The organism is Devosia oryzisoli, from assembly GCF_014837245.1.
Taxonomy (GTDB): domain Bacteria; phylum Pseudomonadota; class Alphaproteobacteria; order Rhizobiales; family Devosiaceae; genus Devosia; species Devosia oryzisoli.
In genome coordinates this window covers 296,875-317,857 of the sequence record NZ_JACYFU010000003.1, presented here as the reverse complement: position 1 = coordinate 317,857, position 20,983 = coordinate 296,875, and the positions used below count along the sequence as shown (strand labels likewise).

21 protein-coding genes and 1 pseudogene are annotated in these 20,983 nt (G+C 63.1%); 13 read left to right on the top strand and 9 right to left on the bottom strand.

What is annotated here, in order from left to right; genetic code table 11:
• Nucleotides 1-337: 337 nt before the first annotated feature.
• From IC608_RS13060 to metK, 7 genes are all read right to left on the bottom strand, one after another.
• Nucleotides 338-1,009 carry an RNA-binding protein gene (locus tag IC608_RS13060; protein ID WP_282567984.1) on the bottom strand — a complete coding sequence of 224 codons (672 nt, stop codon included), beginning with the start codon at nucleotides 1,007-1,009 and terminating at the stop codon, nucleotides 338-340.
• A 46-nt stretch (nucleotides 1,010-1,055) separates the two neighbouring features.
• The gene (gene nusA, locus IC608_RS13055; protein WP_191776177.1) at nucleotides 1,056-2,657 is read right to left on the bottom strand and encodes a transcription termination factor NusA; all 1,602 of its coding nucleotides are present in this window, start codon (nucleotides 2,655-2,657) and stop codon (nucleotides 1,056-1,058) included.
• Nucleotides 2,658-3,287 carry a ribosome maturation factor RimP gene (gene rimP, locus IC608_RS13050; RefSeq protein ID WP_191776174.1) on the bottom strand — a complete coding sequence of 210 codons (630 nt, stop codon included), beginning with the start codon at nucleotides 3,285-3,287 and terminating at the stop codon, nucleotides 2,658-2,660. It lies immediately after the preceding gene.
• A 167-nt stretch (nucleotides 3,288-3,454) separates the two neighbouring features.
• Nucleotides 3,455-4,084: a ferredoxin reductase domain-containing protein gene (locus IC608_RS13045; RefSeq protein WP_210316351.1), complete on the bottom strand. Its 630-nt coding sequence runs from the start codon at nucleotides 4,082-4,084 to the stop codon at nucleotides 3,455-3,457.
• 193 nt (nucleotides 4,085-4,277) lie between these two features.
• A complete protein-coding gene (locus IC608_RS13040) occupies nucleotides 4,278-5,240 on the bottom strand; it encodes a 2-dehydropantoate 2-reductase N-terminal domain-containing protein (protein ID WP_191776169.1) in 963 nt (320 codons plus the stop codon).
• A complete protein-coding gene (trmB, locus tag IC608_RS13035) occupies nucleotides 5,237-5,875 on the bottom strand; it encodes a tRNA (guanosine(46)-N7)-methyltransferase TrmB (protein WP_345890899.1) in 639 nt (212 codons plus the stop codon). Before trmB ends, IC608_RS13040 begins: the two co-directional genes overlap by 4 nt.
• A gap of 158 nt (nucleotides 5,876-6,033) precedes the next feature.
• Nucleotides 6,034-7,302: a methionine adenosyltransferase gene (metK, locus tag IC608_RS13030; protein ID WP_210316350.1), complete on the bottom strand. Its 1,269-nt coding sequence runs from the start codon at nucleotides 7,300-7,302 to the stop codon at nucleotides 6,034-6,036.
• Between the two features lie 223 nt (nucleotides 7,303-7,525).
• Between metK and IC608_RS13025 the strand changes: the two genes are divergently transcribed.
• From IC608_RS13025 to IC608_RS12995, 7 genes and pseudogenes are all read left to right on the top strand, one after another.
• A complete protein-coding gene (locus IC608_RS13025; RefSeq protein ID WP_191776162.1) occupies nucleotides 7,526-8,140 on the top strand; it encodes a ribonuclease D in 615 nt (204 codons plus the stop codon).
• 18 nt (nucleotides 8,141-8,158) lie between these two features.
• The gene (locus tag IC608_RS13020) at nucleotides 8,159-8,824 is read left to right on the top strand and encodes a hypothetical protein (protein WP_191776158.1); all 666 of its coding nucleotides are present in this window, start codon (nucleotides 8,159-8,161) and stop codon (nucleotides 8,822-8,824) included.
• Nucleotides 8,824-9,207: pseudogene (locus IC608_RS13015) on the top strand (LptA/OstA family protein); the annotation flags it as partial. The gene IC608_RS13020 and the pseudogene IC608_RS13015, both read left to right, overlap by 1 nt.
• Entirely contained in the window at nucleotides 9,111-10,034 is a 924-nt protein-coding gene (gene lptB / locus IC608_RS13010) for an LPS export ABC transporter ATP-binding protein (RefSeq protein ID WP_428055748.1), read from the top strand. The pseudogene IC608_RS13015 and the gene lptB, both read left to right, overlap by 97 nt.
• 121 nt (nucleotides 10,035-10,155) lie before the next feature.
• Complete coding sequence (rpoN, locus tag IC608_RS13005) at nucleotides 10,156-11,673, top strand: RNA polymerase factor sigma-54 (RefSeq protein ID WP_191776128.1); 1,518 nt, start codon at nucleotides 10,156-10,158, stop codon at nucleotides 11,671-11,673.
• A gap of 236 nt (nucleotides 11,674-11,909) precedes the next feature.
• Nucleotides 11,910-12,488, top strand: a complete 579-nt coding sequence (gene hpf / locus IC608_RS13000; RefSeq protein WP_191776125.1) for a ribosome hibernation-promoting factor, HPF/YfiA family — start codon at nucleotides 11,910-11,912, stop codon at nucleotides 12,486-12,488.
• A gap of 45 nt (nucleotides 12,489-12,533) precedes the next feature.
• On the top strand, nucleotides 12,534-13,001 hold the full coding sequence (locus tag IC608_RS12995; RefSeq protein ID WP_191776122.1) for a PTS sugar transporter subunit IIA: 468 nt from the start codon (nucleotides 12,534-12,536) through the stop codon (nucleotides 12,999-13,001).
• 54 nt (nucleotides 13,002-13,055) lie between these two features.
• On the opposite strand, the gene IC608_RS12990 is transcribed toward IC608_RS12995, so the two are convergent.
• The gene (locus IC608_RS12990) at nucleotides 13,056-13,340 is read right to left on the bottom strand and encodes a DUF1150 family protein (protein WP_191776119.1); all 285 of its coding nucleotides are present in this window, start codon (nucleotides 13,338-13,340) and stop codon (nucleotides 13,056-13,058) included.
• An 18-nt stretch (nucleotides 13,341-13,358) separates the two neighbouring features.
• Nucleotides 13,359-13,778, bottom strand: coding sequence for an Hsp20 family protein (locus IC608_RS12985; protein ID WP_191776117.1), 420 nt, complete (start codon nucleotides 13,776-13,778; stop codon nucleotides 13,359-13,361).
• Between the two features lie 126 nt (nucleotides 13,779-13,904).
• Here IC608_RS12985 and IC608_RS12980 point away from each other — a divergent pair, with 126 nt between their 5' ends.
• The 6 genes from IC608_RS12980 (at nucleotide 13,905) to IC608_RS12955 (ending at nucleotide 20,787) form a co-directional block, all read left to right on the top strand.
• Complete coding sequence (locus IC608_RS12980; RefSeq protein WP_191776114.1) at nucleotides 13,905-14,747, top strand: glycosyltransferase; 843 nt, start codon at nucleotides 13,905-13,907, stop codon at nucleotides 14,745-14,747.
• A 136-nt stretch (nucleotides 14,748-14,883) separates the two neighbouring features.
• Nucleotides 14,884-15,084, top strand: a complete 201-nt coding sequence (gene rpmI / locus IC608_RS12975; protein WP_035084480.1) for a 50S ribosomal protein L35 — start codon at nucleotides 14,884-14,886, stop codon at nucleotides 15,082-15,084.
• A 20-nt stretch (nucleotides 15,085-15,104) separates the two neighbouring features.
• Complete coding sequence (gene rplT / locus IC608_RS12970; RefSeq protein ID WP_191776111.1) at nucleotides 15,105-15,506, top strand: 50S ribosomal protein L20; 402 nt, start codon at nucleotides 15,105-15,107, stop codon at nucleotides 15,504-15,506.
• Between the two features lie 289 nt (nucleotides 15,507-15,795).
• Nucleotides 15,796-16,926, top strand: a complete 1,131-nt coding sequence (gene pheS / locus IC608_RS12965; RefSeq protein ID WP_191776109.1) for a phenylalanine--tRNA ligase subunit alpha — start codon at nucleotides 15,796-15,798, stop codon at nucleotides 16,924-16,926.
• A gap of 12 nt (nucleotides 16,927-16,938) precedes the next feature.
• Entirely contained in the window at nucleotides 16,939-19,362 is a 2,424-nt protein-coding gene (gene pheT / locus IC608_RS12960; RefSeq protein WP_191776106.1) for a phenylalanine--tRNA ligase subunit beta, read from the top strand.
• A gap of 135 nt (nucleotides 19,363-19,497) precedes the next feature.
• Nucleotides 19,498-20,787: a bifunctional folylpolyglutamate synthase/dihydrofolate synthase gene (locus IC608_RS12955; protein ID WP_191776103.1), complete on the top strand. Its 1,290-nt coding sequence runs from the start codon at nucleotides 19,498-19,500 to the stop codon at nucleotides 20,785-20,787.
• Nucleotides 20,788-20,983: the final 196 nt, after the last annotated feature.

Here is a 20,983-nt window from a genome sequence, read left to right as displayed (position 1 = left end):
AAGCGCTCCTTGTCTTCTGCTTGGCGGGCGCCAGCCTGGGCAAGCGCCTGGCGGCGTGCCTCGGCTTCCGCGGCGCTGAGGCCCATCGGTGCGCGTTGCTGCTGCATCGGCCGGCCCTGGCCGGGCCGGCCCTGTCCACCGGGGCGGCCACTGCTCGCACCCGGAGCGGCATTGGGCTTGGGTACCACGCGGGTCCGCTTTTCCACGACCACAGTCGATCGTGACGGGCCGCGCGACATGCCCGGGCGATTGCCCAGGCCGGCGCCACCCTTGAGGGTCAGCGTCTTCTTGGCGCCGGTATCGTCAGAACGCTTGTCGTCGTTATCAGCCATACTACCTATCGTCTTTCGTCGTGTTCCGCGGACAAAAGCACACCGTTTACCGCAGCGCGGTCGGTGGTTTCATCCTTGGCTGGGGCGATGTACTGGGCCAACCTTCTGGCCTTTTCCACCGCCGATTGGGCTGCCGCCCCTGTCGTTAGGGCTGCATGTATCACATTTTCAAGTCCAAGTGCCAAACCCATTTGCGCACTTGATAGCAATTCGAAGTGCGGCACCTCGGCGCCGGCAAAGCCCTGCTCGCGCCGGGCGTGGTTGAGGGCCCGGAGGGTCCCAGCCATCTTGTTGCGACCGTCCTCGGCCGCGTCGCTGGCGGTCAGCAGCGCCACCACCTCGTTGGCCTCGAGAGCCGACCTGACCTTGGTCGCGCCGGTGATGAACTGCCCGGCTTTACGCGCCATTCCCAGCGCCGACAGGAGGCGCTGTTCAAGCCGCAGTTTGGTGAGGTCGGCCAGATCGTCTGGTACCTCGACTGCGCTCTTGAGGCTGCGCGCAAAAGCCTTCTTGCGCACGGCCTCGGCGACGGCCTCGTGGCTGAGGGTAATCCACACGCCGCGGCCTTCAGCGCGTGCGTCCACGTCCGGCACGATGAGTCCGTCCGGGCTCACCGCAAAGCGCACCAGCGCCTCGACCGGGAGTTCCTTCCGGGTCAAGGCACAAGTCCTCGTCATGTCCGCGCGCCGGGCCAAGACCGGGGGCTCCCGAAGAAGGCGGTCCTTAGACCGCCTCCTCCTCGGCAAAGTCTTCGTCACCCTCGTTGGTCTCGAGGTCTTCGGCAGCGATCCAGCCGGCCTTGACGCGCGCCTGCATGATCATGTCTTCGGCCTCTTCCCGGCTAATGGGGAAGTCCTTGAAGGTGCCGTCGTAGCGCTTTGTTTCGCCATCCTTCCGTTCCGTCCAGCCGACGAGATCGTCTGCTGCGCAGCCGGCGAAGTCCTCGACCGTCTTGATGTCGTCCTTGCCCAGGGCCACCAGCAAGGCGGCGTTGAGGCCCGCAATCTCGTAAAGATCGTCCTCGACGCCTAGGCTCTTGCGCTCGTCATCGAACTTGCGCTCGATCTCGGCCAGGTATTCGGCGGCGCGGTTTTGGATTTCGCCAGCCGTCTCCTCGTCGAACCCTTCGATCGAGGCAATTTCGTTGCTGTCGATATAGGCCAGTTCCTCGACGGAGGAGAAGCCTTCGGAAGCCAATAGCTGGGCAACCATCTCGTCGACGTCAAGGGCTTGCATGAAAAGACTCGAGCGTTCGGTGAATTCCTTCTGCCGACGCTCGCTTTCTTCCTGCTCGGTCAGGATGTCGATATCCCAGCCGATGAGTTGGCTCGCCAGACGCACATTCTGGCCGCGGCGGCCGATGGCGAGCGAGAGCTGCTCATCGGGCACGACCACTTCGATACGCTCGGCCTGTTCGTCGAGCACGACCTTCGCCACGTCGGCCGGCTGCAGCGCCGACACAACGAGGTCGGCAATGCTGTCGGTCCAGGGAATGATGTCGATCTTTTCGCCCTGCAGCTCGGCCACAACCGCCTGCACGCGCGAACCGCGCATACCGACGCAGGCGCCCACAGGATCGATCGAGGAATCGTTGGAGGTCACGGCGATCTTGGCGCGACTGCCCGGATCGCGGGCGATCGAGCGGATGGTGATGACGCCGTCGTAGATTTCCGGCACTTCCTGCATGAAGAGCTTCGCCATGAACTGCGGATGCGTGCGCGAGAGGAAGATCTGCGGCCCGCGCTGCTCACGGCGAACGTCGTAGATATAGGCGCGGACGCGGTCACCGTAGCGGAACATCTCGCGCGGGATCAGTTCATCGCGACGAATGATCGCTTCACCACGCCCAAGATCGACAATAACGTTGCCATATTCGACGCGCTTGACCGTGCCGTTGACGATCTCGCCCACACGCCCCGTATATTCCTCGAACATGCGGTCGCGCTCGGCGTCGCGCACCTTCTGCACGATCACCTGCTTGGCCGACTGGGCGGCAATGCGTCCAAATTCCATCGGCGGCAGCGGCTCGGTCAGGAAATCGCCGATCTTGGCCTGCGGCGACTTGGTGCGCGCGTAGCTCAGTTCCACCTGCCGGGCCGGCTCCTCGACGTCCTCGACGATCTCGAGCAAGCGCCACATGCGGGTTTCGCCAGAGCGCGGATTGATCTCGACCTTGATCTCGGTTTCAGCGCCATAGCGGCCCTTGGCGGCCTTTTCCATGGCGTCCTGCATGGCTTCGATCACCACCATGCGGTCGATCGACTTTTCGCGAGCGACAGCGTCGGCGATCTGCAACAGCTCAAGGCGGTTCGCGCTAACGGCCATTTAGTTCTTCTCCTCGGGGAGGTTGTCGTCGTCATTGTCGGCGTCGGCGTATTCGACCGTCTCGGTCTCGTCGTCGTCGATGGGGTGCAGCTCCTGGTCGGCGCGTGCCATGTCCATGAGCTTGTCGGTCATCACCAGCTTGGCCTCGGCAATGTCGCCAAAGCGCAGCTTGTGATCTGCATTGGTACCGCCCGGTGCATCAGGCAGGGTGATGGTCACCCCCTCGTCGTCCACCGCTGAAATGGTGCCGCGAAACCGCTTGCGACCATTGATCATGTCGGAAAGCTCAACCTTGGCTTCGTGGCCCAAGTAGCGTTCATAGTCGCGCTTGCGCACCAGCGGCCGGTCTATGCCCGGCGAAGACACTTCCAGATGGTACTCGCGGTCGATCGGATCTTCCACATCCAGGACGGGCGAGAGGTCTTTGCTCAGAGTTTCGCAGTCGTTGATTGTGAAGCGGCCGTGCTCGTCCTCGGCCATGATCTGCAGCGTGCAGCCGTTCTCCGGCGTGATTTTCACCCGCACCAGGGAATAGCCCAGATCGTTGGCCACCGGCTCGACGATGGCCGAGATACGGGCCTCGAGACCGCTTTCCTTGAGATAGCGCTTTTCGCTGAGATCGAAAGCCATGTACATCCAGATAACAAAAAAGAGCGGGGCCGGTCAGGGCACCCACTCTCGAACAGAGAGCAATGATGTAGCTCCCATATAGCGCCGACAGCGGCCTTTGGCAAGTCGGCCGCCGAAAGACGGTGCGGAGTCTGGAAGCGCGCCATTCGCTTTTCAGCGGTCCGCGTCTACTTTTCCCACGTCACATTGGCGACATCGGCGCCGGCCTCGTCGAGAAGACTGCGCAAGTCCTTAACCATGTCATCTGGACCACACAGGTAGAAGTTTCCGCCGAAATCCGGAACGTGGCGTTTGAGGAAGTCGCCATCGATCCGCTCCTGCTCAAGCCTGGATTTTGGGTCAGCGGTTACGGTCCAGACGACTTCGAGACCCTTCATGGCCTCGAATTCTTCCCGCAGGATGATGTCCTTCTCCGTCTGGTTGGAGACAATCAGCCGGTTGCCGCCAATCTTGCCCGTGGCGTTGAGGTGCCGCAGGATCGCGATGAACGGCGTTACGCCGGCGCCACCGGCGATAAACGTTCCCGTGCCACGATACTGGATCGTTCCCCACACGTCCCTAAGAAGCAGTCGATCCCCCGCACCGAGCGACCAGAGCTGATTGGTGACGCCCGAATGGTCAAAATAGCTCTTGATGGTGAATTCCAGCGTGTCGTCCTCGGGAAGGCCGGTGAAGGTGAAGGGGCGCTTTTTATCCTGCCAGCCCTCTTTGTCTATGCTGACCTCGGTGGCTTGGCCGGGAGTAAATCGATACCCTTTGGGCCGCTCGAGCCGATAGTGACGGACATTGTGGGTCACGGGTACGGTGGTCGAGGATCTTGACGCTGACGGACATGTGGAAGACTCCTTTCCACCCATAATCCACGTTAGCCGGAGGGGGTTCAACAGGGCAGTTTCCTCGGTGCCACCTCGTGTTCTTCTGGATACCGGTTACCAGTTCCGGAACGCTCTTCTCGCCGCTGCCGCTATTGTTTCTCTGGGCGCTGCCAACCTAAAGAGGCAACTCCCGTCTCAGCGTCGCCAGATCGCCCGATCCTGCCCTGGCACCCGTGCTAACCAGGCGGTGCGCAAGAGCCATGAAGTAGCTGTTGACGGGTGTCGGGACGCCATGAAGGCGGCCCAGCCGAACGATTTCGCCGTTGAGGTAGTCGGTCTCGATGGAAGATGCGCCGCGAGCCAGTGATTGGGCAGACGACGACCCGACGCGATCGGCTCCGGGCACCTCTAACGATTGGGCTATCCGTTTGCGCCCGTCCCAGTCGAGATCGGCCACAACGATTCCGGCGCTCGCATAAACCGCCTCTGCCTCCTGACGCAGGGCAATCAGGTAGGGCTCGAGACCAGCCTCTTCCCCGAATGCTGCGTCCACGGCATTGTTGAGGTTCATCAGCAGCTTGGCATATTTGAACGGCATGATGTCGTTATGGACGAATGCTGCAAAACCTGCCGCGTCGAGCACGCTCTTGAACGCAAGGGCAGCCTTGTCGTCGCCGTGGCCATAGCGGCCGACATCGAGGAGGCCCGCCTTCGGCGAGAAGAAATCAACGACTTCACCCGGCTTGATGAATGTCGTGGGCATGACAACCATCACACCGAACACGTTCGAGAAAAGGCGCAGGGCGAATTCCTCGTTGGCGACACCGTTCTGGAGGCAGAAGATAGCCTGATCGGCAACGCCCGCCTCGCGCAGCCGGCACAGTGCCGCCAGCGTGTCCTGTGTCTTCATGGTGAGAAAGATGAGGTCGGTCGGAGCGAACGCGATCTCGGTTGGATCGCGGACGACAGGAAACCGCGCATGCTCGTCGCCGGCTGGCGTGCGCAAGTTGAGGCCCTTCTCGGCGATGGCATTGAACTGAGCGCCTCTCGCGATACCGATCACTTCCGTGTCGGCCCGCGCCAGCTTGACGGCCAGCGTGCCTCCGATAGCGCCGACGCCGTAGATGACGATCCTCACGGCCCCTCCAGCCTCTCGAAGGTGAAGTAGAAGCTTTTCATGCGACCCTCGCGCCGGGCCTTGTGCTCGTAGCGGGTCGGCTGCCAGCCTGGGTACGGCTGATGCCAGCTGCCTGGAGCCCCAGCTGCGAACCGAAAGCGGGGCGCGCGAACGATATGCGCGAGGGTCCAGTTGGCATAGTCTTCTATGTCTGTCGCAAAGAAGAAGTGGCCCCCAGGGCGGATGACGCGCGCCAGTTCATCCAGGGTCGTGCGGGACACGAAGCGCCGCTTGTGATGCCGCGTCTTGGGCCACGGGTCAGGGTAGAGCAGATAGACCGCATCGACCGAGGCCTCCGGAAGCGCCATCAAGAGCTTCAGCGCGTCGTCGGTGAACAGGCGCACGTTGCCGAGACCGCCGGCGGCGATGGCCTGCACCATCTTGCCGATGCCACCAGTGAAGACTTCGCAACCGATAAAACCGGTGTGGGGCTCTTCACTGGCCTTGCGCGCCAGGTGTTCGCCACCACCATAGCCGATCTCGATGGCGATACGGCGCGCTTCTGGAAAGAGCGTATGTGGGTCGAGGGTGGAGATTGGACCGATTTCCACCTTCGGCAGGAGATCCTCCACCAGCGCCTTTTGGCCACCATGCAAGGTTTTTCCGGAACGCCGGCCAAAAAAGGCGCGCGGTTCCCCTGTGCGAGTCTTGGGGAGCTGATGGTCGTCGGACATGGGGTCGCCGGAAATGAAGGGGCCTCCTCCCGCCTTCGCGGAAAAGAGGCCCTTGTGTCAACCAGTGGCGGCGCCGCGGCTCAGGCCACGGCAGCCTTGAGGGCTTTGACCAGATCGGTCTTTTCCCAGGAGAAAGAGCCATCCCGGCCCGCCTTGCGGCCGAAATGGCCATAGGCAGAGGTCTTGGCGTAGATCGGCTTGTTGAGATCGAGATGGGTGCGGATGCCACGCGGCGTCAGGTCCATCACTTCGGCCAAGGCCTTTTCCAGCTTTCCTTCCTCGACCTTGCCGGTGTCATGAAGGTCCACATAGATCGAGAGGGGCTTTGCCACCCCGATGGCGTAGCTGAGCTGGATGGTCGCCCGGTCGGCAAGTCCGGCGGCAACGACGTTCTTGGCGAGGTAGCGCGCGGCATAGGCGGCCGAGCGGTCAACCTTGGTGGGGTCCTTGCCCGAGAACGCGCCACCCCCATGAGGTGCGGCCCCGCCATAGGTGTCCACGATGATCTTGCGGCCGGTGAGGCCCGCGTCGCCATCTGGACCGCCGACAACGAACTTGCCGGTCGGATTGATGTGCCAGACGGTGTCTTCGGAGATCCAGCCCTCGGGCAGCGCCTGGCGGATGTAGGGCTCGACGATCTTGCGCACGTCGGACGAGGTCAGTTTGTCATCCATGTGCTGGGTCGAGAGCACGATTTGCGTGACGCCGACAGGCTTGCCGTTTTCGTAACGCACGGTCACCTGGCTCTTGGCATCGGGGCCCAGAACGGCCGCCGGGCCTTCACCCGATTTGCGGGCTGCGGTGAGAGTCTCGAGAATCTTGTGCGCATAATAGATCGGCGCTGGCAGCAGCTCGGGCGTCTCCCGCGCAGCGTAGCCGAACATGATGCCCTGGTCGCCCGCGCCCACGTCCTTGTTGCCGCTTTCATCCACACCTTGAGCAATGTCCGCCGACTGGCCGTGCAACAGCACGTCGATGCGGCAGGTCTTCCAGTGGAATCCGGACTGCTCATAGCCGATCGCGCGGATCGCCCGGCGGGCAACCGACTTGAACTTGGAGGGGTTGACCAGCGGCGCCCCTGCAGCGTCGTGCATGACATTGCCCTGCTTGTCGCGCTTGAGCAGAGACTCCGGGACGCGGACTTCGCCGGCGATGACGACGCGGTTGGTCGTGGCCAGGGTCTCGCAGGCAATGCGGACTTTGGCTGGGTCCATGCCGGCCTTCTTGGCCTCCTTGAACACCATGTCGACAATCTCGTCGGAGATCCGGTCGCAGACTTTGTCGGGGTGACCTTCGGAAACGGATTCCGAGGTGAACAGATAAGACGATCGGGCCACGTTAAACCTCATAGCAAGTGGCGAGGGCGCACGGGCAGGTGCGCGTATGGGGACACATTCCCCGATACTTTCGCCTCGGGTTCTCGCAGGTCCCGCAATCGAATGCAACAACGATATAAAGAAAGCTTTATATCGGTAAATGGCCGCTCCTGCACGGTGCACAGGGCCCACGCCTTCCCTTGGCCATAGGTCTGTGCCAAGGAAGCAGGACAGGCAAATTCTGGATATTGATCTGATGGCTATTCGAGTCCACCGCGGCGACCTTCCCAACCTCTCCAACTATAGTCGCGAGGTGGCAATCGATACCGAGACCATGGGCCTGCATCCCCATCGCGACCGGCTCTGTGTCGTCCAGCTCTCCCCTGGCGATGGCAGCGCCGATATTGTTCAGATCCCGCAGGACGCTACGGAGGCTCCGAACCTCGTCAAACTGCTCACGGACCCCGGCGTCACCAAGATCTTCCACTATGCCCGGTTCGACGTGGCCGTGTTGCAGAATCGCTTTGGTGTCGTCACCGGGCCCATCTATTGCACCAAGATCGCTTCCAAGCTGGTCCGCACCTACACCGACCGCCACGGCCTCAAGGACCTGGTGCGCGAACTGCTGAACGTGGACATGTCCAAGCAACAGCAGAGCTCGGACTGGGGCCAGGACAAGCTGAGCGACGCACAGCTCGATTACGCAGCCTCGGACGTGCTCTACCTGCACGATCTCAAGCGTCACCTCGATCGCATGCTGGCGCGCGAAGGGCGCACGGAGATCGCCAAAGCCTGCTTCGAATTCCTCAAGACCCGCTGTGCGCTCGATCTTATGGGCTGGGAAGAAACCGACATCTTCGCGCACAGCTAGGGCGCGACGGGGACCCGGATGAGGATGCCGGCGGCCGATCGAGCATCAGTGTATCGGCGGCTCCAGCGCCGCAACAGGACCGTTTCGGTTTTACGGCTGGCGGTCCCGGCGCTTGGGTTCGTGGTCCTTCTGGCGCTCTCCGCGCAGATCTACCTCTCCAGCTTGGGAAGTCGCTTCGGTATCGATCACCTCACCGTCACGCCCGTGAGCATCGATGTCGATGCGCCGGAATATACGGGCCTGCTCGAAGACGGGTCGAGCTATCGGGTGTCTGCTGCAGTGGCCCGCGCTGCAACCAGTCAGACGGAAATCATCGATCTTTCCGAGGCGAGTCTCTCTGTTACCAATGTGGACGGGGTCGAAATGACAGCCGACGCGCCCCGCGCCCGGCTCGATACCGTGAACCAGACCGTGCAAGTGCCAGGCACCGCGCAAATCGGCGACTCCACGGGAACCGAAGGAACGCTGACCGATTCCGTGTTCGACTGGTCGTCGCAGGTTCTAACGACCGAGGGCCCCGTAGCCATAGACTATGCCGATGGCGCCGCTGTGCGCGCCGAGGGTCTGGTCTACGACGCAAAAACGGCCATCTGGACTTTTAACCGGGCGACAGTCACCTTGCCAGACACACCGAAGGCCGAGGGGCCTGTCGGTGATCCCGCTACGCCCGGAGCTTCCGACTGATGTTGCGTGCCGCTTTCGCCGTTCTTTTTTTCGCTGTCTCGGTGGGGCCGGCGTTCGCCCAGCAGCCTGTGGAGATCACCGCCGACACCTTCACGGTGCAGGATACCGCACACGAGGCCGTGTTCACGGGCAATGTCCTCGTCAAGCATCCCACGGTGACCGTCTGGGCCGATAAGGTCGTCGCGACCTACGGCGAGGGCGGCACTTCGGACATCGAAACGTTCGAGGCGACCGGGGCGGTCCGCCTCAAGACGGATGAGCAGGACGCCACCGGCGAGCGTGCAGTATTCACCCCTGCCGACCAGCTCCTGCGCCTTACCGGCAATGTGAAGGTCACCAACTCAGGCGGCACGGTCAACGCCAGCGAGTTGGTGGTGAACCTCGAGACCAACGTCTCCACCTTCACGGGCGGCAAGGGCGGCCGGGTGACGGGGGTCTTCACGACGCAATGACAGACGAGACGCCTTTGCGGCACCGGATCGACCAGACCGGCTGGCTCGTCGCGCACGCTTTGGCCAAGAGTTTCGGCAAGAGAAGCGTCGTGCACGACGTTTCCCTGGCCGTGCGGCGTGGTGAAGCGGTCGGACTGCTGGGTCCGAACGGGGCAGGCAAGACGACCGTGTTCACCATGATCATGGGGTTGGTGCGGCCGGATGCGGGCCATATTCTTCTCGACGGCCACGCGATCACACACCTGCCACTGTTTCAACGCGGGCAGCTGGGAATAGGCTATCTGCCGCAGGAGCCCTCGATCTTTCGGGGCCTCAGCGTGGCCGGCAACATCCTGGCCGTGCTCGAAAACCATGTGCGGGACCGTGCGGAACGGAGGCGGCGGCTTGCTTCTCTGCTCGAGGAATTCTCTATCGGCCACCTCGCCAAATCCAATGCCCTCTCCCTTTCGGGAGGGGAACGCCGGCGCGTCGAAATTGCTCGCGCTTTGGCGGCAGATCCGATCTTCATGCTGCTTGACGAGCCCTTCGCCGGCGTCGACCCCATCGCCGTGGCCGAGGTCAAGGGTCTCGTGCGGCAGCTCACGCAGCGCGGTATCGGCGTGTTGATCACCGACCACGCCGTACGGGAGACGCTTGGCCTCGTCGACAGAGCCTACCTTATCCATGGCGGCAAAGTGATGATCCAGGGCAAGCCCGAGACGATCAGCGCCGACCCGGAGGCGCGACGGGTCTATTTGGGAGAGAGCTTCTCGATCTAGGCCGCCGATACTGCGAAATCAAAGTGGCACAAAACTTGCCGAGCCTGGCCTTTTGAGGCATGTTCCGCGCGGAAAGTGGTCGCCAACCGACCAGTAGACGCGTTTTGAAGGCCCTCAAGGCATGGCACTATCGGCACGGCTAGAATTCCGCCAGTCGCAAAGCCTGACGCTGACGCCGCAACTGATGCAGTCCATCCGGCTGCTCCAACTCGGTCACCTCGAACTCAACGCCTTCGTGGAAGCCGAACTCCTGCGCAATCCGCTGCTTGAACGCGAAGAGGGCGACGGGGAGGGGGCGGCATCCGACGAGGGTAATGAGCAGCGCGAGATGCGGGATGAGGCCAAGCCTCTGCAATCGGCGGAGACGCTGCAATATTCCGCCGCTGAACTGGCGTCCGACTTCGATACACCGGTGGACAACCTTTTCCCCGACCAATCCCGCCAGGAGCAGGACGTTGAAACGCCCACTTATTCCGGTGGTGATCGGAACGGCAGCTTCGACGCGGGTGAGGCCCCCGACCTTGACCAGTATGTCGCGGCCCGCCCGCGCCTGTCGGACCATCTGGAAGCGCAGGCACAGTTCCTGCTCCGCACGCCGGCGGACCGCCTGATCGCCCGGTATCTCATCGATGGTCTCAATCAGGCGGGTTATCTTGCGATATCGCTCGAAACAGTAGCAGAAACGCTGGGCGCAGAACTGGCCGATGTCGAGGCGGTGCTGGGGGTGCTGCAGACCTGCGAACCCACCGGCATTTTTGCCCGCGACGTCGCCGAGTGTCTCGCCCTTCAACTCCGCGAACGCGATCGGCTCGATCCGATCATGCAGCGGTTACTGGCCAATCTGGACCTCCTGGCGAGCCACGACATGCCCGCCCTTTTGCGGGCTGTGGGCTGCGACCGGGAAGACCTCGCAGATATGCTGGCCGAGCTGCGTCAACTCGATCCCAAGCCCGGCCTGGCGTTCGACACGGAGCCGGTGGAAGCCGTGGTTCCTGACGTGTTCGTCCGGTCCGGCCCGGATGGCGCTTGGCTCATCGATCTTAACAGCGACATCCTCCCCCGCGTTCTCGTCAACCGCCGCTATCACGCCAGGGTGTCGCGCCAGACCAGAGACGCAAGTGGCAAAGGCTTCCTCGCCGATTGCCTCGCCAGCGCCAACTGGTTGACCAAAAGTCTGGATCAAAGGGCCCAGACGATCATGCGGGTGGCGGCTGAAATAGTCAGGCAGCAGGACGGCTTCCTGGTGCACGGGGTGGCCCATTTGCGCCCGATGACGCTGCGCATGGTCGCCGAAGCGATCGAGATGCATGAATCGACCGTGTCGCGGGTCACGGCCAACAAGTACATGGCCACGCCGCGTGGGATCTTCGATCTCAAATACTTCTTCACCACCGCCATCGCCTCGGCCGATGGCAGCGCGGAGCATTCGGCCGAAGCGGTGCGGCACCGCATTCGCCAGTTGATCGACGCGGAGCCGGCGAGCGCGGTTCTCTCCGACGACACGATCGCCGAAATCCTGCGCAAAGAGCAGGGCATGGATGTTGCGCGCCGCACCGTCGCAAAATATCGCGAAGCTATGAACATCCCGTCCTCGGTTATTCGTCGCCGCCAGAAAAAGGAACTGGCGCGCGCCGGGTGAGGCGTCCCCCGGGGGGCAAATCAGCCGCCACTGCGCCAGTGATGGCCAAACCATGACGCGTGCCGCGATTATCGCCTGCATGGAACGCAGATCGGCATGGACAGGTTTGAGCTGCGAGCGCTAGCATTCCTCACGCTGCGCTCCCACATAAGGAAGGCAGCAGGCGTGATCCCGTGGAGCCTGGAAGCGGCTTTGGGGACTTCGCGTCGTGCCAGCGACCGAAAGGAAGAAAAGCCATGACTCTACGCGTTTCGGGAAAAAACATGGACGTCGGCGATGCCCTGAGGGGCAAGGCGGAGGACCATTTTGCCACCGTTGTCGGGAAGTATTTCGATGGCGGCTATGATGGTCACCTGACGTTGAGCCCGGACGGGATTGGCTATCGCGCCGACTGCGTCGTGCATCTTGATTCAGGTGCAACGCTGCAGGCGAGCGCTCAGGCCGGCGATGCCACTTCTGCCTTCGAAGCCATGGCCCTTAACATCGAGAAGCGCTTGCGGCGCTACAACCGCAAGCTCAAGCAGCACCGCAAGGGCAACGGCGCCAATGGTGTGGACGGCATCACCGCCCAGTACACCGTCTTTGGTGCCTCCGACGAACTTGACGAACTCGACGAGGACTATGCGCCGCCGGTGGTGGCCGAGACCACCAAGAGCCTCCGTGTGCTCAGTGTAGAAGAAGCGGTGATGGAGCTGGATTTCTCCGGTAGCCAAGTCGTGATGTTCCGTCATGCTGGACACGGCGGCCTGAATGTGGTCTATCGCCGCGCAGACGGCAATATTGGTTGGATCGATCCGGCCCGAAGCCCCAATTAACATGGTGGCGCCGTAGGCTGAACAAGAACATCTCAAGGCACATTGATGGAATTGGCCGACATCCTGGCGGCGCGTAGCGTGCTGTACTTCAAGGACGTCTCGAACAAGCCCCAGCTTTTCGAAAGACTCTCCCATGAAGCGTCAGAAACTACCGAAATAGCCCAGACAACCATTCTGGCAGCCATCAACGCTCGCGAAGAACTGGGCTCGACTGGCTTGGGTAACGGCATCGCCATCCCTCACGGCAAGATTCGTGGCTTGGCCGGTGTGACCGCCGTTTTTGCTCGCTTGGCCGAACCGATCGAGTTCGACGCGGTTGATGACCTGCCGGTGGATCTGGTGATGATGCTGCTGGCCCCCGTCGGGGCAGGTGCTGATCATCTTAAGGCGCTCTCGCGCGTCGCGAGGCTTTTGCGGACCGAATCGGTGGTGGAGGACCTGAGGACCTACACGGATCCGGCGAGGCTTCATGCGGTCCTTACCGCGCCGGTGGAAGGCACTTACGCCGCCTAACCCCCGCAGAAATACGAGAGCCCCGGTTTAACGCCGGGGCTTTCTGTTCGTGGATCAGTGGAGCGTCGCAAGGCCAAGGCTCTTGTCGCCTAGCCAGTCGGTAACCGCGTCTTGCGTGTCTGCCACCATCAGTGGCGTGCCATCAGCCGACATCACCAGCTGGTATTCCACGTTCGCGTCGAATTCGGCATCCGCGATCATGTGCGACAGGACCAGACCGGAGACGGGTTTGATATAGGCCACCGCGTCGCCGCCAAGCGCGGCAAATTCGGCGCGCGTCAGCAACTTGAGAGGATGTACGGCCTCGACTGCAGTTTCGGAATTACGCTTGTCCATCATGTTCAGGCCCTTTCTTCCTCACAATGAGCGAATGTCAATTCGACGGGCGATCTTGGCGGCCTTGGGCCGCTCAAGGGTAATAACGAGCATCCCATGCCCCAAAGTTGCATCTTTCACCTCCATGCCATCGGCGAGGAGGAAAGTACGCTGGAACTGGCGCGCTGCAATTCCCCGGTGCAGGTACTCGCGGCCCGGCTCGTCTTTCTGTCTGCCGCGCACCGTCAACTGGTTATCCTCCGCCGTCACGTCGAGCTCCGGGGCAGCAAAACCGGCTACCGCGATCGAGATCAGGAAGCGCTCGCTGCCATCGTCGGCAACATGACGTTCGATGTTGTAGGGAGGATAGCCATCGGCCGATCGGGCCAGCCGGTCGATCCGCTCCTCGAAACTGTCGAAGCCGAGGAGGAAAGGTGCAGAGAACACCGAGATACGCGACATACGGTTCGTCCTTGATTGATCAAGCAACGTCTCCGCCAGCGACCCGAGCGAGTGGCATCGCCAGCGTGATCCAGATATGGGTGAGCGCGCGTTTGCATTCAAGCCTTGGCCAAGGAGACAACAACCGTGGAAGCGGTAGCCATCATCACCCCCGCCTTTCGGGCTGAGCAGACCCTGGTGGAGACGGTCCGCAGCGTTCTCGCGCAGACTTACCCGCACTGGGAGCACTGGATCATTGCCGACGATGGCGGGGACTACGAGCGCTTCCTGGCCACACACGGTGTCGCCGATCCGCGGCAACGTTTCCTCGAGAGCGGCGGGATCGGCCGGGGCGCGTCCACCACCCGCAATGTCGCGCTCGACAGGATCGGCGTGCCTCTTGCGGCCATCCTCGATGCCGATGACCGCCTGAAGCCGCTCAAGCTCGAACGGGCCGTGGCCGCGCTCGAAACCCATGGTGTGGTGACCACTGCGCTCGACGTGATGACGATGCAGTTCGAGCATCTGCGCTACGTCGGCGAGGGAGAAGACCGGGTGCTGACGCCCGGTGAGCATAAATGGGTGAGCCTGTCCATGGACTCGATGGTGGTTTGGGATCGGCGCCGCGGCGACGGGCGTTACGATCCGACAATGAGCAACATGACCGACCTCGAGTTCCTGCTCCAGCTCTACCGCACCAATCCCACCTCATTCCATATCGGCGAGCCCTTGCACGATTACATCAAGCGCGATGGCTCCATGAGCAATGGCAAGGATGTCGCCGCCGGCATGATCGCCTCAAAACAGGAAATCCTCCGGCGGCTCGAGGCTGGCCAGTATGGTGTTGCCGAGAGCGACGTGCGTGGACTTTCGAGCTTCCTGAAAACGTCCCTCGAGGCCGAGACTGCCTATGGGGCGGCTCTGGCTGCACGGCCTGGCTTGTTGTTCGAGGATCATCTCGAACCGCGCCTGGCGGCCGCGCGGCGCTAGGCAACCCGCTCTTGCCATGGCCGATCTTTCCTCCTATAGAGCGCCATCTCCGGACCGCCCGGCCAAAAGGCATGCCGTGGCGGTCTTTGAACGCGATAGGCCCTTAACCTATCCAAGAACACCAAGGACCCGCAAAATGCCCAAGATGAAGACCAAGTCCGGCGCCAAGAAGCGGTTCAGCTTCACCGCCTCGGGCAAGGTGAAGGCCGGCGTCGCCGGCAAGCGCCACCGCCTGATCAGCCACAACGCCAAGTACATCCGCACCAACCGCGGCACCAAGATCCTGTCCAAGGGCGACGAGGGTCTGGTGAAGTGGTACATGCCGTACAACCGCTAAGCTGGAAGGACTTTTAGAACATGGCACGCGTTAAGAGGGGCGTAACCGCCCACGCTCGTCACAAGAAGGTCTTGAAGGCCGCCGAGGGCTACTATGGCCGTCGTAAATCCACGATCCGTATCGCCAAGCAGGCCGTCGAAAAGGCCGGTCAGTACGCTTACCGCGATCGTCGCGTCAAGAAGCGCAATTTCCGCGCCCTGTGGATCCAGCGTATCAACGCTGCGGTTCGCGACCACGGCCTGACCTACAACCGATTTATCGACGGCCTCAGCAAGGCTGAGGTTGCCGTCGACCGCAAGGTGCTGAGCGATCTCGCGATCACCCAGCCCGAAGCGTTCGCCGCCCTGGTCGCCAAGGCCAAGGCAGCGCTGGCGTATCTGGAAAGCGTGGACACCGTCACCCACGCCCGCGTCACCGCCTAGGCATACCCACCTCGCTGAGGTCAAAATCGCGCCTTGCGCCGCCCCGAAAGGGCTGGCGCAGGGCGTTTTGTTTTTCAGACTTCGGTCGGTGCGCTCTCCACTCCTGCGTCATTGCCCGGCTTGTCCGGGCAATCCACCCTGCGGACGCATGGACCACCCGGTCCCGGGTCAAGCCCGAGGTGGCCGGGTGGCGACGGCGTGGAGAGTTTGGGCTACCCCAGGCAAAAACCCGCTGACTTCGCCGGCCCAAAATGCTCTAACCGCCGCAAATAGACCAACGAGCACGCTCATGTCCCTCTCCGCCCAGATCCAGACCCTGCGAACCGAGCTTGCCGCCGCCATCGCCGCAGCGGACACCGAAGCCGCTCTCGACGCCGTGCGCGTGTCCGCCCTCGGCAAGAAGGGCAGCGTGTCCGCGCTCCTCGCGACGCTTGGCTCCATGGCGCCGGAGGATCGCAGATCCGCCGGCCCGGCCATCAATGGGCTCAAGACCGAGATCGCCGGCCTGATCGAGGCGCGCAACTCGGCGCTAAAGGCTGCGGCCCTCGACGCCCGCCTCAAGGCAGAGAGCGTCGATGTCACGCTGCCGCTGCAGCCCGCGCCGACGGCACGCGGCCGCATCCACCCCATCAGCCAGACTATCGATGAAATCACCGCCATCTTCTCGGACATGGGCTTTTCCATCGCCGAAGGCCCCGACATCGAGACCGACTACTACAATTTCACCGCGCTCAACTTCCCCGAGGGCCATCCGGCGCGCGAGATGCACGACACCTTCTTCATGAAGCCCGGCGCGGACGGCGTGAAAAAAGTGCTGCGCACCCACACCTCCCCGGTGCAGGTCCGCGTCATGCAAAAAACCAGCCAGAAGCCGGCGGCCTCCTACCTCACGCCCGCCATGGATCCGCCGATCCGCGTCGTCATGCCCGGCCGCACCTACCGCAACGATTCAGACCAGACCCACACCCCGATGTTCCATCAGGTGGAGGGGCTCGTCATCGACAAGTCGAGCCATATCGGCCAGTTGCGCTGGGTGCTCGAAGAATTCCTCAAGGCCTTCTTCGAGGTGCCGAACGTCACGCTGCGCTTCCGCCCCAGCTTCTTCCCCTTCACCGAGCCGTCCATGGAAGTGGACGTGCAGTGCGACCGCTCGGGCAATGAGGTCAAGATCGGCGAAGGCTCGGACTGGCTCGAAATCCTCGGCTGCGGCATGGTCCATCCCAACGTCATCCGGAATGCCGGGCTCGATCCGGACGTCTATCAGGGCTTTGCGTTCGGGGTCGGCATAGACCGCATCGCCATGCTCAAATACGGCATGCCGGACCTGCGCGCCTTCTTCGACGCCGATCAGCGCTGGCTCGACCATTACGGTTTCCGCCCGCTAGATCTCCCCACGCTTTTCGGCGGCCTTTCGAGCTAAGGAACCAGACACATGAAATTCACGCTCGACTGGCTCAAGGAACACCTCGAGACCACGGCAACCGTCGAAGAGATCGGCAAGGCGCTGACCATGATCGGCCTCGAGGTCGAAGGCATCGAGGCCCAGGGCAAGGCGCTGGAAAAATTCGTCGTCGCGCAGGTGGTGCAGGCCGCGCCCCATCCCAATTCCGACCACCTCAATATCTGCAAGGTGGATGCCGGAACAGGCGAACTCATCGACGTCGTCTGCGGTGCCCCCAATGTCGTCACGGGCATGAAAAGCGTCTTCGCCTTCCCCGGCACCTACATTCCGGGCAAGGATTTTGAACTGAAGGGCGGCGTCGTCATTCGCGGCGCTCCCTCCAACGGCATGCTGTGCTCGGCCGCCGAGCTTGAACTCTCCAACGACCACGACGGCATCATCTCCTTGCCGGCCGATGCGCCGGTGGGCGAGAAATATGTCGATTATGCCGGCATCAATGGCGTCGTGTTCGACATCTCCATCACCCCCAACCGCGGCGATGCGACCGGCGTCTATGGCGTGGCGCGCGATCTGGCGGCCTTTGGCCTTGGCACGCTGAAGAAGACCGACATGAGCCCGGTGCCCTCGCAGGGCGCCAGCCCTGTTCCGCCGCTGCCGCATCAGTTCGAGCCAGGCCAGCCCAAGGCGATCCGCAAATTCGCCGGCCGCTACATCGCCGGCGTCCGGAACGGCCCGTCGCCGGACTGGCTGCAGGCACGCCTCCGCGCCGTAGGTCTTCGCCCCATCAACACCATCGTCGACATCACCAACCTCGTTTCGCTTGGCTGGGGCCGGCCGCTCCATGCCTATGACGCGGACAAGGTCGAGGGACAGATGGTGTTGCGCAATGCGCACGGCGAAAATTTCGATGCGCTCGACAACAAGGTCTATACGCTCGATGACACCATGACGGTGATCGCCGACGACAAGGGGCCGCTCTGCCTCGGCGGCATCATGGGCGGCGTCCGGTCCGGAGTAACCGAGGCGACCACCAATGTCTTTATCGAATGCGCCTCCTGGGACCCCGATCTCATAGCCCAATCCGGCCGCAAGACCGGCATCGTCTCCGATGCCCGCTATCGGCTCGAGCGGTCGGTCGATCCGGCTCTGACCGAGCCGGGCATGGAGCTGGCGACGCGTCTCGTTCTGGACCTGTGCGGCGGCACGCCTAAGGAGCCGGCCATCTCGGGTGAGGACGTGTTCCCCGGCACCGTCGTCGATTTCCCGCTCTCCGAGGTCAAGCGCCTCACCGGCCTCGACGTGTCTCCCTCAGAGATCGAAGCCATCCTTTCGCGGCTCGGTTTTGTCGCGGATGGCCCGGGCGACGTTCGCTCGGTCAAGGTGCCCAGCTGGCGTCCCGACGTGACGCAGAAGGCCGATCTCGTCGAGGAAGTGATGCGCATGGTGGGCGTCGACAACGTGCCCGTCGAGCCGCTCCCCCGCCTCAACCATGTCGCCCCGCGCATCCTCACCACCATCCAGAACCGCCGCCGCATCGCGCGCCGGGCGCTGGCGACGCGCGGGCTGGATGAGGCGGTCACCTGGAGCTTCATCAGCCACGATGACGCCACCCGCTTCGGCGGCGGCACCGAGGACCGCCAGCTGGCCAATGCCATCGCGTCGGACATGACCGACATGCGCCCCTCGCTGCTGCCGGGCCTGCTTGCCGCCGCCGGCCGCAACGCCAATCGCGGCTTTGCCGACGTGGCGCTGTTCGAGGTGGGGCAGGTGTTCCTTTCCGACAAGCCCGAGGGCCAGCACACCTATGCCTCGGGCGTCCGCACCGGCACCGCGAAACCCAGCGGCTCCGGGCGACACTGGTCGGGCAAAGCCGAAGCTGTGGGCGTCTGGGACGCCAAGGCCGACCTTGCCGCCGTGCTCGACGCACTCGGCGTCGATATCGATAAGGTCCAGGTGCTGCCCGAGGCGGCGTCCTGGAGCCATCCGGGCCGCGGCGGCCGTATTGCCCTGGGTCCCAAGGTGACGCTCGGATGGTTCGGCGAACTGCATCCGGCGCTGGCTGCCGAACTCGACATCTCGGGTGCCGTCGCTGCATTCGAAATCGACCTCGATGCCTTGCCCGAGCCGCGCCGCAAGCCGACCCGGACCAAGCCGGGGTTGGAGCTGTCGCCGTTCCAGCCGGTCTTCCGCGATTTTGCGTTCGTCATGGACCGCGGCGTGTCTGCCGCCTCGATCCTCAAGGCGGCCAAGGGTGCCGACAAAGGGCTGATCAGGCAGGTCGACATTTTCGACGTCTTCGAAGGCGCCCATGTGGGCGAAGGCAAGAAGTCCGTCGCCATCGAGGTAACCTTGCAGCCCAGGGACAAGACCCTGACCGACGAAGAAATCGAAAGGGTTTCGGCAGCGGTGGTCGCGGCCGTGACCAAGACGACCGGCGGCGAGCTCAGGAAGTAAGGCTTCTCCCTTCTGGTCCATCATCATTGCCCGGCTTGTCCGGGCAATCCAGCGGCGCAAGCATGGACCACCGGGACAAGCCCGGTGGTGACGCTGTATTGATGGCGGTGTTCATCGCCGATCTTCGGAGACATCATGTCCCGCACCGACGCCATTCTGGCCCGCTTGTCCCGGCTCCATCCCAAGCTGATCGATCTCAGCCTCGATCGCATGCTGCCGCTGCTGGAAAAATTCGGCAATCCGCAGGACCACCTGCCGCCGGTGATCCACGTCGCCGGCACCAATGCCAAGGGGTCCACGATCGCGTATCTGCGCGCCTTCCTTGAGGCCGCGGGAAAGACGGTACACGTCTACAATTCCCCGCACCTTGTTCGTTTCAACGAGCGCATCCGCCTCGCCGGCACGCTGGTCGACACAAAGCGGCTCGATGCGGCGCTGGAGGAAACCGAGGCGATGAATGCCGGCGCCGGCATCACCTTTTTCGAGGTGACCACGGTCACGGCCTTCAAGCTCTTTGCCGAGACGCCGGCCGATTTCCTGCTGCTCGAAACCGGCATGGGCGGCACCTACGACACCACCAATGTGGTCAAGCACCCGCTCGGCACCATCATCACCCCCATCGACTACGATCATCAGGGGTTTCTCGGCAACACGCTGGGCGAAATAGCCTCCAACAAGGCCGGCATTCTCAAGCGCGGGGCCAGGGCCGTGATGGGGCTACAACAGGACGAAGCGCGGAAGGTTCTGGCACGCCAGGCGCACCGCCTTGGCATCACGCCCCTCTGGCAGGGCGAGGATTTCCATGGCGGCGAACAGGACGGGCGCCTCGTCTATCAAGACGAAACCGGTCTTCTCGACCTGCCGCCCCCGGCGCTCGCCGGGCCGCACCAGTTCGACAATGCCGCGCTGGCCATTGCCGCGGCTCGCCACTTCGAGCTGCCCGTTAATGAGCCGGCCCTGGCCGAAGGGCTGCGTCGCGTTAGCTGGCCCGCGCGCATGCAGCCCCTCCGGACGGGACGGCTGCGCGATGTCCTGCCGCCCGGCCACGAGCTCTGGCTCGATGGCGGCCACAACGCCCATGGCGCCGCTGCCCTCGCCCGCACCATCGCCGCCATGCCGCACAAGCCCCTGGTGATGATCATGGGCATGATGAAAACGCGGCAACCCGAGGATTTCCTCGCCCCGTTCCGCGATCTGCATCCAGCGCTGGTCTATCCCGTCACCATCCCGGGAGAGGCCAACGCCCACGATGGCGAGTACATCGCCGCGCACGCGCGGGCCATGGGGTTTTCGGCCCATGCCCGGCGGGACGTGACGGAAGCCCTCACCGATGCCGCAGCCCTCGCGGACGCGCGCGTCCTCATCTGTGGCTCGCTTTATCTCGCCGGCGACGTGCTGGCCAAAAACGGCACCCTGCCCGATTAAGTCTGTTCTTCTCCCCCTCGGGGAGAAGAGCCTGCCCCCGACCTGATCGGAGGGTGGGGCGGAGCGCCGGATGGGGGCGGCTGCAGCACCAGTGACTTAGTCTATCGTCACCACCGGCGTGTCCCGGTGCTCCACGCCTCCCGGGATGGATTGCCGGGACAAGCCCGGCAATGACGACAAAAACGCAGCCCGTCCT

Coding starts and splice junctions, on each gene's coding strand:
- IC608_RS13060 (WP_282567984.1), bottom strand. CDS start 1,009: ATGACGAGGACTTGTGCCTTGACCCGGAAGGAACTCCCGGTCGAGGCG.
- nusA (WP_191776177.1), bottom strand. CDS start 2,657: ATGGCCGTTAGCGCGAACCGCCTTGAGCTGTTGCAGATCGCCGACGCT.
- rimP (WP_191776174.1), bottom strand. CDS start 3,287: ATGGCTTTCGATCTCAGCGAAAAGCGCTATCTCAAGGAAAGCGGTCTC.
- metK (WP_210316350.1), bottom strand. CDS start 7,302: ATGAGGTTTAACGTGGCCCGATCGTCTTATCTGTTCACCTCGGAATCC.
- IC608_RS13025 (WP_191776162.1), top strand. CDS start 7,526: ATGGCTATTCGAGTCCACCGCGGCGACCTTCCCAACCTCTCCAACTAT.
- IC608_RS13020 (WP_191776158.1), top strand. CDS start 8,159: ATGAGGATGCCGGCGGCCGATCGAGCATCAGTGTATCGGCGGCTCCAG.
- rpoN (WP_191776128.1), top strand. CDS start 10,156: ATGGCACTATCGGCACGGCTAGAATTCCGCCAGTCGCAAAGCCTGACG.
- hpf (WP_191776125.1), top strand. CDS start 11,910: ATGACTCTACGCGTTTCGGGAAAAAACATGGACGTCGGCGATGCCCTG.
- IC608_RS12995 (WP_191776122.1), top strand. CDS start 12,534: ATGGAATTGGCCGACATCCTGGCGGCGCGTAGCGTGCTGTACTTCAAG.
- IC608_RS12990 (WP_191776119.1), bottom strand. CDS start 13,340: ATGATGGACAAGCGTAATTCCGAAACTGCAGTCGAGGCCGTACATCCT.
- IC608_RS12985 (WP_191776117.1), bottom strand. CDS start 13,778: ATGTCGCGTATCTCGGTGTTCTCTGCACCTTTCCTCCTCGGCTTCGAC.
- rpmI (WP_035084480.1), top strand. CDS start 14,884: ATGCCCAAGATGAAGACCAAGTCCGGCGCCAAGAAGCGGTTCAGCTTC.
- rplT (WP_191776111.1), top strand. CDS start 15,105: ATGGCACGCGTTAAGAGGGGCGTAACCGCCCACGCTCGTCACAAGAAG.
- pheS (WP_191776109.1), top strand. CDS start 15,796: ATGTCCCTCTCCGCCCAGATCCAGACCCTGCGAACCGAGCTTGCCGCC.
- pheT (WP_191776106.1), top strand. CDS start 16,939: ATGAAATTCACGCTCGACTGGCTCAAGGAACACCTCGAGACCACGGCA.
- IC608_RS12955 (WP_191776103.1), top strand. CDS start 19,498: ATGTCCCGCACCGACGCCATTCTGGCCCGCTTGTCCCGGCTCCATCCC.